Origin of the sequence: Thermococcus chitonophagus (genome assembly GCF_002214605.1) — an archaeon.
Taxonomy (GTDB): Archaea; Methanobacteriota_B; Thermococci; order Thermococcales; family Thermococcaceae; genus Pyrococcus; species Pyrococcus chitonophagus.
In genome coordinates this window covers 245,029-254,494 of sequence record NZ_CP015193.1, presented here as the reverse complement: position 1 = coordinate 254,494, position 9,466 = coordinate 245,029, and the positions used below count along the sequence as shown (strand labels likewise).

The window sequence follows — 9,466 nt, the reverse complement described above, 5'->3', positions numbered from 1 at the left end:
ATATGAAAGACTTTCACAGGAAATTCCTCAGGAGCCCCAGGATGCTTCATGTGACAGGATTTACAAAGAGCAATGTACAAGAAAATTTCCTGTGGAAATCCAATGAACAGATTTGTACATGAAAACTGAGACATCTTTACACACTTTTGCCCAATTTTGTTAAGCATGTTTGATTAAAAGTTCAGTCAAAGTTAAACAGAAGTGAAACCCCCCAGAGTTTCATTTCCAGTGGAACTCACTGGCAAACACCAGAATAATTAATTTTTATCCCTTACAAACACTCTCCCATATTAGCTCAATCTTCTATTTAAATAATTTTCTTTGAACATTTTATAAGCAAGGTAATGTTTCTAATGAAAAAGTGGATAATTTGGATGTACAAAAACGTACATTAAATAAACAAATGGTTATTGATCAATGTAAAGATGACATGTGTCATATACTGTGAGTTTGTAAACACCTGAACCCCTGGGAAAATTTTTGGTAGATACCTTCCCAGAGAAGTTCCAGTGGAAATGAAACTCTGGGGGTTTTAAGATAAAAATAGAAACGTTCAGACAAAGGCTGTCTTTAGGACATCAGCACATCCGCACTTCCTCTCTTCAGGTATCTTTGGAATTGCTTTCCTGAGGAGCCTCTGTACTTTCTCTTCGTTCTCCTTCATGACTCTAATGACTTCTTGAGCATCCACCGGCTTCTCAGCCCAGACGTCGTAGTCGGTGACAGTTGAAATGTTAACGTAGCACATTCCTAACTCTCTCGCGAGGTTCACTTCTGGAACGAGGGTCATTCCTATGACGTCTGCAAACTGCCTGAACATCCTCGATTCTGCCCTCGTTGAGAACCTCGGTCCTTCAATGCATATGTACGTTCCCTTCTCGTGCACCGGTAGGTTTAGCTCCTTTGCCGTTTCTATGAATATCCTCCTGAGCTCTGGGCAGAAGGGATCGGCCATGCTTATATGAGCAACCCTTGGGCCGTTGTAGAAGGTGTACTCCCTCTTCTTCGTGAAGTCTATGAACTGGTCAATTATCACGATGTCCCCAGGCTTGTACTCCTCCTTAAGGGAGCCGACTGCGTTTATTCCTATTACCCTCTCAACCCCGAGCTCCTTAAGGGCCCATATGTTTGCCCGGTAGGGAACTTCATGCGGGGGAAACTCATGGTACTTCCCGTGCCTTGGGATGAATGCAACTTCAACTCCCTCTATCTCCCCTATTTCCACTGGAGCTGAAGGCCTTCCATATGGCGTGTGCACCTTCACGGTTTCCTTTGGCTCGAAGACCCCATAAACACCAGAACCGCCTATTATCCCTATCTTGGGCATGGCAACCACCGTTTAGAGTGATCTCGTTGTGCATATAAGAGTTGCTTTTCCAGTGGAAATCATGGCTGGTCTAATTTGCCAAAAATGTATTAAACTAAGTGTATTATAGTTTTAACAGAAGAGTGGAGTTGAGAGTGCTACACTCTGCTTATGAGTTATTAAAAAGAGGGGAGAAAATTAACATCGCAATCCTTGGGCCAAGGAGGATTGGAAAACTGAACTCCTCCTCAAAATTTAAGGAGGAAGCCAGAGGAGTGATTCCGTACTTAAACTTACAGCGTATTGGGAGCTTTTAGAATCATTTATCTTCGCATACGCGAGAGAACTCCTCTATGAAATTGCAAAGGTAGTTGGGAATGAAAGTGGAGAGGAGTGAGCTCTTAACTTGGGATGATTTACTGATTATTTCCGCAAAGCTTGGCATTGACAGGGAAGTTAGAGCAATCAAAGATGGTAACCTTGGAATTCTCTTTGAGATGCAGGAGTTAATTTTGGAGAAAACGGGACAAAAGGCCGTTTTTATTCTCGATGAATTTCAGGAAGTTCTTAATTTCAAGGGCTTCTTAGATACAATGCGTGCCATTACAGAAAAGCAAAGAAACGTTGCATACTTTATTTCCGGCTCTGCTGTAAGAATGATGGAGAAAATCTTATCTCCAAAGAATCCCTTCTTTGGCCAGTTTAGACGGGTTTATCTGAAAGGTTTGCCAAAAGAATATGCAATAGAGCTAGCAGAAGTGATATTGGAGAGGGCTGGGGTTAAGGTAACTCGGTCGGCACTTGAATTAATTTATAAGCTCACTCAGAGACATCCGTTTTATGTTCTAGCTGTGTGTAGGCGATTGATTGAGGAGAGCTTTGAAAAGGTTACTAGAAGAAATGTTTCCTATGCTTTTCTCACCGAACTCCTCACTGAAGGGTGACCTCTACATGCACCTTGAATACGTCTTCAATGAGTCCCTTTCAAGGGCTTATAAGGGACCAGTGCACAGGCAGATCCCGCTCATATTGGCTCAAGAATAGGGACTGAGGCTTTCAGAGATTGCCAAACGTTTGAGCAAGCCTACTGGTGAGGTGTCAAACTATTTGAAGTTCCTCTTGAGGACGGATTTAATTGTGAGGCGGAATGGTAGATACTACTTTGCAGAGCAGATAAACTTATGCGTTTTTGGCTTGCAAAGACATATCTCGGCATCACTGAGTTAGAACTTAAGCGGGAGAAATTTTTGGAGGAATTAATTAGAGAATTGGAGGAGAAGTATCTTAGGGTGAAGAGGGGCTGGGAGTTGCGAAGAAGGCCGTGATCAGGGAGAAAATAAGGGAAATTTTAGGAATAGATTTTAAGCCTTACCGGAGGGGTGATATTGAGTTTGATGGTGTCGCTTTTTGAGATAAGGTTTATGTGCTTGAGGTTAAGTAGAAGAGTAAACCAGCAACCTATAGGGATGTTGAGAAGTTCGTTAAGAAGGTTAGAGAGGGGTTTGGATCTGCAATGATGTTCTTCTCAAAATCTGGCTTTACTCAGAAGGCCAAGGAATTATGTAGGAAAGAAGGTGTTAAAATGCTCAAGCTCGAGGATCTAAATTTAAGCTAAGTTCTCTGCAGACTGATTTTCAGCGCCTCGAGATTGTTATTTTGTCTCAAGGAAAGCCCTTCTATAAACTCTCTTGCCCTTAGTATTTTGAGTATTCTTCCCTTAAAGCTGTATGTTTTAGTTTTTTTCATCCCTTATTTGGATGGTATGCTTTGTGTTTTCTGGTGTAATATATTCAGCGTTGGCGGAATACGCAACGTTGAAAAATTTTGCATCATCTGGATCCATTAGCTTTTAAGAAATTCGTAATTCTTGAAAAACCTGGGCTTTGGGTTGATAATAATGATTTTCCTATTTTCCAAAGATTGAGTATCTGGAAGGCTAGAACTTCCTTTTTTGTCCTTTCAGTCATCTCATGAGAACTCGGTTCATCCCTTTGTATCTGAGGTAATTTTTTGCCTTTCCCATTACAAGAGCCCTCTAATGACTTTCTCAACAACGGGATCTACTATCTTGTAAGTTTTCTTCCCGTTATGGAGTTCTGCTTTTATCCAGCTCATCCTCCCAAGGTTCTTGAGTAAGGATGAAAACCTAGCGTTTGTTATGTGGCCTTCCTTAGTTTCAACGTACTCCTTTATCTTTGACCACCTGTTTATGCCCAGAGATATTGCCTTCAGTATCTCTAAGTACCTCTCACTCCTCTTCTCTAACTCTGCTAGCTCCGATCTTATTAGGGATTGTGCACTCTGAAAGGTTCTCTCCAACGCTTTTCTATGATCTCTGGTGTGGATGTAGTGGTAGCCGTATTCGACTAGCCATCCTGGGATCCCGTCTAAGTTGTTGACGGCTTCTTCAAGGTGCTCTTGGGGAACATCGATTTTGACTTCTCTAAAGCCCTCCTTCAAGAATTCAACTGAGAGATCTCTGGGGAAGGGCTCTAGTGTTATCTCGTTGTATATCCTTCCAAAGAGGGGGGCCTTAGAGTCTTCGAATCCTAGAAAATCATGCAACAAACCTACCTCGGATCCTGAAAAGAGGAACCTAAGCCACTCATGATTGTCATAGGAATATGCAACAGCCAATAGAAAGTCCTTGCCACCTCTTGCCCCATAAAACCTGAAGTATTGAGCCTCATCGAAGGCCAAAACAACTATTCTCTTCCTTTTCTTGCCATATGAGTTTAACACATCAAAGATATCGGTTAAATCAATTGATGTTGGTTCAAGCTTAATTCCAAGCTCCTTTATCTTTATCCTTCTGAGATTGCCCAGGAGTTGGGTCTTAAGTTTCTCATCTGAAATTCTACCTCCTCTCATGGCCCTCCTCACGTCGATGTAAATTCCTGTCACATCACTCTCGTTTAGCGAAACCTTAATTATTGAGGACTTCCCTGTCCTCCTTATTCCAAGCAGTACCGTTATGGGATAGTTAACTACGGAGTGCATGAGCTCGAAGAGTTCTTTTTCTCTGTCAAACAGTTCTTCTTTTTTCTCCTTGGGCCTCGGATCGAACAACAAAGTATCACCCCCGATACTTAGTATCGGTGCCGATACTTAATAACACCGATACTCAATAACGTTTCTAGGATCAAAGCTTAATACTCCCCAAGTTAAATAGTTCTGAGGTGTAGCGATGGCAGAGAATAAACCTGTTGAACTAATTCTTCCAAAGGTTGAGGGGGCGGTGCTAATAGAGGGTTACCCAGGAATTGGACTTGTTGGCCACATAGCTGCCAATTTCTTAGCTAAAGAGCTCGGGATGGAGATGATAGGCTACGTTGAGAGCTCCTTCATTCCACCGATGACTTTAATTCTTGAAGGCAAACCAAATCCTCCCCTGAGGTTCTATGGCAAGGATAACATAATAATAGCGGTTGCAGACATTTATCTTCCCCCAACTCTGATAAACGAGATAGCAAGGGAGATGGCCAACTACCTTAAGTCAGTGAACGCGAGTAAAGTGATATCTCTGGGAGGGATGGGCATAGGAATGTTCAAGGAAAAGTTTGAAGTGTGGGGCGTAGGTGGCACAGAAGAGGAGAACAAGGAGCTTGAAAACCTTGGAGTTAAAATTCTGAAGTTCGGCTCGATAAGTGGGATGAGCGGTAAGTTGCTTTGGGAAGCTTCGAGGGCTGGACTGAAGAGCTACGTTCTCCTGGGAGAGACTTTTGGAGACAGGCCTGATCCAAGGGCTGCAGCTAACGTCGTTGAAGTCCTGAAGAAGATGCTCAACATAGATGTTTCGACTGAACCACTAATCAAGGAGGCCGAGATGATCGAAGAGCAACTGAGAAGAATGCATGAGCAGATGGAAGAGGCGAGGAGAAAGGTGGAGAAGCAGTATGAGACGATGTACCTGTGAGGTGGGATTATGGAGCTTCCCCTTCTCTCCGGAATAGCGAGGAGGGCTTTGGACGCCCTCCTGAGAAACCCCTTTCGGACGTTGGAGATAAGGAGCGCCAGAAACTACATCGTACTGGAGAGGGTAAAGGAGGGTGACTTAGTATTCCTCACCTACGAATCGCTTGAAGACGTAACTAGGGGGACAGAGGGTATTGTTGCGAGGGTCGTTAAGATTGAGAGGATGTTCCAGAGGGTTCCTTGGGAGGAGAGTGACGAGAGGGAAGTAAGCGTTTGCAGGGTTCAGCTGAGGCTTGTTGGCCTTGGGAGGATAATTGATGTGGAAGAGAAAGATGGAATAGTGTTCGTTAAGGTTAGGGAGATGATGCACCACGAGATTAGCATGGGCTAAAAGAAATCCAGCGTTCTCTGCTTTGACTTCTTTCTGCTTTCCCTCTTTGGTGGTTCAAGCTTTTTAAATTCTAGTCCTTCCTTTTCAAGGAGTTTTCTTGCTCCTTCTGTTAGGGAGGGCGCAACGAGTATTCCCCTTACCCTCTCCCCGTACTCCTCCTTTAGTGCATCAACATACCTCTTTAACTGACTTACAGCGTGTAAATCTGCCCTTCTCCTCTTGAGTTCTAAGACCACCACGTTTCCCTCCCGGTCTATCCCCAGGATGTCAACTATCCCATGCTTTATTGGCTTCTCTTTGAACATTGGCTTGAACCCTTCCTCTATTACTTCGGGCTTTTCAAATATCAGCTTAGCCATCTCCGCCTCGCTTCCCGTTAGCGAGAGCTCCTCATAGTCCTCAGCTAGAAAAACGGTAATTGCGTAGCTCTCTATTAACTCGACCTCTAACTTCTCCCTGGGCTTCCTTCTTATGCTGATGACCTTGTTTCCCTCCACCCTCACCACGCTTCCGGGAGGTTGCCAGTTGACCGGTTCCCTCTTCTTGTTCTGGTGTATCAGAAAGCTTCCATCTGGCTTTATTATAATAATCCTGTCCCCCTCTCCAAGCTCGCTTTTTGCCCTCCCCTCGTAATAAACCCTACATCTGGCGAATATTGTAACCATACCATTGTGCTTCTCGGCGAATTCAAGTAGCTCTTTCACATCTTCTACTGTGGGTTTTTCCCTGACTATTACCTTTCTCACATTCGACACTCTCCAACAACCATTAAAAAGGAATTGTTGATGTTAGGTGGGGGTGCTTAAATGTTCAGCCTTCACGATTTCCTGTGGAACTACTTTATAAGGCCAATGTACACGAGGGAGGGATACAATCCGATAAACACAGTTGTCTATGCTTTAATATTTGGCTTTGCCGTAATATACACGTACAAGTATATAATCAAACCCCTGAAGATAAGGGTTGATGAGAGGCTGTTTCTAGCCGTGACTCCAATGGTTATCTTCGGTTCGACCGTGAGGGCTTTGGTCGATGGGGGAGTATTGAAGCCAAACCCCTGGATTTTAACCCCAGGAATATTCTTCACAGCCTTCTTTTTGATAGTTCCCGTTCTCTTCGCGGATGTCAAGCTGAAGACGTACCCAAAGCTCACGATAGCATGGGGTGCCGGGCTGGCTCTCTATGCCAACTACCTCCTCTTCAAGAATGTGAAGTGCTGGGAGCCCTACGAGCTAACCTTACTTCACACAGCTGTGAGCTTTGTGGCGGTTTTGGCATTTTACAGGTTTAAACCCTTTGACAGGCTCTACTTGTATCCAGTTTTGGCCCACTACTTTGATATAGCCTCGACGGTCGTTGCGATTCACTTCTACCATTACATGGAGGTTCACTGGGTTGAGAGACACCTTGTCAGCTGGTTTGGGGCTTACTCATACTATCCATGGATAACCATAATTCTAGTGGCCGTCTACTACATCCTTAAAACGATGGTTCCGGATGAGGAAGAGAGGAACTACTGGTACCTTGCCATATATATCCTCGGATTGGGTCCTGCTATAAGGGATCCCGCCCAGATGGTCTTGCAGATAGCTTGTCAATGACGAAACCGGTACTGTCTGATTTGTGATGAGCACTCGGTTGGCCGAGACGGAAACGTTAAATAGAACTTGGGAGAAGGATTTGTGATGTTCCGCAGGCTCTCCTCCATTCCTTCGCTTGAGGTCCTTGGTGAGGTATCAAGGTTAGTTGGCCCCTTAAAGGAGGGGGATCTGCTTGGGGTTATAGCTACGGATCAGCTTGCCTACTCTTACGCTCTCTCTACGGCGGTTGAATCCATAGGCAGGGCTTACTATATGGACGTCTCCTCAAGGATTCCTCCCGTGGGTGGAGATGTTTTGTTTGGAAGGGTTTATTCCATGGAGGAAGTGCTTTCCGGTCTTGATTACGTTGAGGATGGTTCCCTTGTAGTCGTTGGCTCCCTCAACGTTCTTGAGCCCTCTAAGGAGGATATACTAAAGGTGAAGAGGATAGCTGATAGAAAGGGCCTTTACATGATGTTCGTCGTTGAGGAGCCTTCTTTAAATGAATTAGATCTTCTGTCGGAGGCCAAAAGAATTTTCATAGTTCCCGAAGTTTTTGAGCAGCTTCTCGTCTTTAGGGTTTCATATTATAGGGGTAAGTACAGGCTTTCGCTCAGCGTTTTGAGGACTTATCCGGACAACTTAAGGGCGCTCGGCGAGCATGAGCTCCAGATTAAAGAAGAAGCCTTGTTCCCAAGTAGAGGAGAGCAACCCCAAGAATGATTGCCAGGGCCACGTAATCTATTGGCTTCATCTTAAGCTCAACTAGATATGTCCTTTTTCTTGAGGCGCCAAATGCTCTGCTCTCCATGGCTATAGCGAGCTCGTGTGCCGTCCTTATCGTGAGAACCAAAAGAGGAATTATCACCGCTGTCATCTTTTTGGCCCTCTCGAGGAAGTTCCCTTTCTCAAGTTCAAGCCCTCTGCTCTTTTGAGCGTCCATAACGTTCTGGGCGAGAGCGTATATCGTCGGCACGTACCTTAGGGCAATTAAAACGGCTAGCCCTATCTCATAAGGAAGTCCAAGTTTCGTGAATCCCCTTATCAGATCTCTCTGCTTTGTCGTCATCATTAGGCCAAAGGCCATTATCGTTATTCCCATGAGCCTAAACGTGTACGCTATACCGATCAAAACTCCTCTTTCCCACGGATCTATGATGATCGGCCAGCTGATAAACGTTAACACGAAAACTGGGATTAGTGGCTTCAAAACCTTGAGCTGCTCTTTGATTTCAATTTTCCCTAAAATTCTGAGGCCGATAACAGTAACTACAAAGATGAGGGGGGAGTAAATTGGGTCCTTTACCATGAGCCCTATGGTCGTGAACACGGCGGTTCCGATGATCTTTACCCTTGGATCTAGGGAGTGTAGTATTGAGTTCCTATCGAGGTAGAGGGAGAACATCATCCTAGTACCACCCTTATCAGCTCTTCTTCCGACCTTACGAAGTCTATTCCAGCGTCTTTGGCTATCTTTAGAACTTCCGGCACTTCTAGGCTGTACTGTCTCAGATCAAGGTTGAAAAACTCTCTAACGCTCCCGTAAAACTTGACCTCTCCTTTATCGAGCAGTAGCACAGTGTCTGCAAGTCTCAGGAGGAATTCCATATCGTGAGTAACCAAAACTATTGAGTGGCCCTCATCTTTCAAACTCAGAAGCACTTTTTCAAGGCTCTTTATTCCCTTGTAGTCTAACCCTGTTGTTGGCTCGTCGAGAACGAGTATCTTGGGCTTCATAGCCAAAATACAGGCTATGGCGAGCCTCTGCTTTTCCCCTCCGCTGAGCTCGAAGGGGCTCCTCTCCTCAAACCCCTCGAGTCCAACGGCTTTTAGGGCCCATCTGACCCTCTTCTCTAGCTCCTTTCCAGAGACTCCAAGATTCTTGGGACCGAAGGCTACTTCTCTAAAAACAGTCTCCTCGAAGAACATTCCTTCAGGGTTTTGGAATACATACCCTATAATCCTGCTCATCTCAGCAACTGTTTTCTTCTTGACATCCACACCCTCTACGATGACTTCACCTTTCTTGGGCTTCAACAATCCGTTCATCATCTTCGTTAGCGTCGTCTTTCCGCTACCATTGGGCCCTACAATTCCAAGAACTCCGCCAGAAAACTCAAAGCTAACCGATTTAAGCACAGGTTTTCCTTCCTCGTACCAGAACCATACATCGAGGAATTTTATCATCGAATGAACCTTAGTGTTTTGAGTTAAAAGTTTTGAGAATAGAGAAAAGTTTTTATTTGGAAAAAGTTCTCCCCACATTAGCGGGGC

Annotated in this window: 11 protein-coding genes; 6 read left to right on the top strand and 5 right to left on the bottom strand. The window is 44.6% G+C overall.

Annotated features, from left to right (window positions below; translation table 11 throughout):
• Positions 1 to 553 precede the first annotated feature (553 nt).
• Positions 554 to 1,327, bottom strand: coding sequence for an S-methyl-5'-thioadenosine phosphorylase (locus tag A3L04_RS01475; RefSeq protein WP_068576059.1), 774 nt, complete (start codon positions 1,325 to 1,327; stop codon positions 554 to 556).
• A gap of 122 nt (positions 1,328 to 1,449) precedes the next feature.
• Between A3L04_RS01475 and A3L04_RS11190 the strand changes: the two genes are divergently transcribed.
• Positions 1,450 to 1,623, top strand: coding sequence for a hypothetical protein (locus A3L04_RS11190; protein WP_231963825.1), 174 nt, complete (start codon positions 1,450 to 1,452; stop codon positions 1,621 to 1,623).
• A gap of 60 nt (positions 1,624 to 1,683) precedes the next feature.
• Positions 1,684 to 2,250, top strand: coding sequence for an ATP-binding protein (locus A3L04_RS11185; RefSeq protein ID WP_231963823.1), 567 nt, complete (start codon positions 1,684 to 1,686; stop codon positions 2,248 to 2,250).
• Positions 2,251 to 3,328: 1,078 nt separating this feature from the next.
• On the opposite strand, the gene A3L04_RS01465 is transcribed toward A3L04_RS11185, so the two are convergent.
• Entirely contained in the window at positions 3,329 to 4,378 is a 1,050-nt protein-coding gene (locus A3L04_RS01465; RefSeq protein ID WP_068576057.1) for an AAA family ATPase, read from the bottom strand.
• 115 nt (positions 4,379 to 4,493) lie between these two features.
• Between A3L04_RS01465 and A3L04_RS01460 the strand changes: the two genes are divergently transcribed.
• Together A3L04_RS01460 and A3L04_RS01455 are read left to right on the top strand one after the other, a co-directional pair.
• Positions 4,494 to 5,222 (top strand): proteasome assembly chaperone family protein, encoded by a 729-nt coding sequence (locus A3L04_RS01460; RefSeq protein WP_068576055.1) that lies wholly within the window; start codon positions 4,494 to 4,496, stop codon positions 5,220 to 5,222.
• 9 nt (positions 5,223 to 5,231) lie between these two features.
• The gene (locus A3L04_RS01455) at positions 5,232 to 5,612 is read left to right on the top strand and encodes a DUF473 domain-containing protein (protein ID WP_068576053.1); all 381 of its coding nucleotides are present in this window, start codon (positions 5,232 to 5,234) and stop codon (positions 5,610 to 5,612) included.
• Here A3L04_RS01455 and nucS read toward each other — a convergent pair.
• Positions 5,609 to 6,358: an endonuclease NucS gene (gene nucS / locus A3L04_RS01450; RefSeq protein ID WP_068576051.1), complete on the bottom strand. Its 750-nt coding sequence runs from the start codon at positions 6,356 to 6,358 to the stop codon at positions 5,609 to 5,611. The two genes, A3L04_RS01455 and nucS, sit on opposite strands and share 4 nt — an antisense overlap.
• Before the next feature lie 60 nt (positions 6,359 to 6,418).
• Between nucS and A3L04_RS01445 the strand changes: the two genes are divergently transcribed.
• Together A3L04_RS01445 and A3L04_RS01440 are read left to right on the top strand one after the other, a co-directional pair.
• The gene (locus tag A3L04_RS01445; RefSeq protein ID WP_068576049.1) at positions 6,419 to 7,213 is read left to right on the top strand and encodes a DUF63 family protein; all 795 of its coding nucleotides are present in this window, start codon (positions 6,419 to 6,421) and stop codon (positions 7,211 to 7,213) included.
• Positions 7,214 to 7,297: 84 nt separating this feature from the next.
• Positions 7,298 to 7,915 (top strand): hypothetical protein, encoded by a 618-nt coding sequence (locus A3L04_RS01440; protein WP_068576047.1) that lies wholly within the window; start codon positions 7,298 to 7,300, stop codon positions 7,913 to 7,915.
• Here the strand turns inward: A3L04_RS01440 and A3L04_RS01435 are convergent.
• Together A3L04_RS01435 and A3L04_RS01430 are read right to left on the bottom strand one after the other, a co-directional pair.
• A complete protein-coding gene (locus A3L04_RS01435) occupies positions 7,866 to 8,600 on the bottom strand; it encodes an energy-coupling factor transporter transmembrane component T family protein (protein ID WP_068576045.1) in 735 nt (244 codons plus the stop codon). The genes A3L04_RS01440 and A3L04_RS01435 overlap by 50 nt on opposite strands.
• Positions 8,597 to 9,379 (bottom strand): energy-coupling factor ABC transporter ATP-binding protein, encoded by a 783-nt coding sequence (locus A3L04_RS01430; RefSeq protein ID WP_068576043.1) that lies wholly within the window; start codon positions 9,377 to 9,379, stop codon positions 8,597 to 8,599. Before A3L04_RS01430 ends, A3L04_RS01435 begins: the two co-directional genes overlap by 4 nt.
• Between the last annotated feature and the right edge of the window lie 87 nt (positions 9,380 to 9,466).

Excerpts from the sequence above, each read along its gene's own strand:
- A3L04_RS01455 (WP_068576053.1), top strand. The coding sequence starts at position 5,232 with ATGGAGCTTCCCCTTCTCTCCGGAATAGCGAGGAGGGCTTTGGACGCC.
- A3L04_RS01430 (WP_068576043.1), bottom strand. The coding sequence starts at position 9,379 with ATGATAAAATTCCTCGATGTATGGTTCTGGTACGAGGAAGGAAAACCT.
- A3L04_RS01435 (WP_068576045.1), bottom strand. The coding sequence starts at position 8,600 with ATGATGTTCTCCCTCTACCTCGATAGGAACTCAATACTACACTCCCTA.
- A3L04_RS11185 (WP_231963823.1), top strand. The coding sequence starts at position 1,684 with ATGAAAGTGGAGAGGAGTGAGCTCTTAACTTGGGATGATTTACTGATT.
- A3L04_RS01440 (WP_068576047.1), top strand. The coding sequence starts at position 7,298 with ATGTTCCGCAGGCTCTCCTCCATTCCTTCGCTTGAGGTCCTTGGTGAG.
- A3L04_RS01460 (WP_068576055.1), top strand. The coding sequence starts at position 4,494 with ATGGCAGAGAATAAACCTGTTGAACTAATTCTTCCAAAGGTTGAGGGG.
- A3L04_RS01475 (WP_068576059.1), bottom strand. The coding sequence starts at position 1,327 with ATGCCCAAGATAGGGATAATAGGCGGTTCTGGTGTTTATGGGGTCTTC.
- A3L04_RS01445 (WP_068576049.1), top strand. The coding sequence starts at position 6,419 with ATGTTCAGCCTTCACGATTTCCTGTGGAACTACTTTATAAGGCCAATG.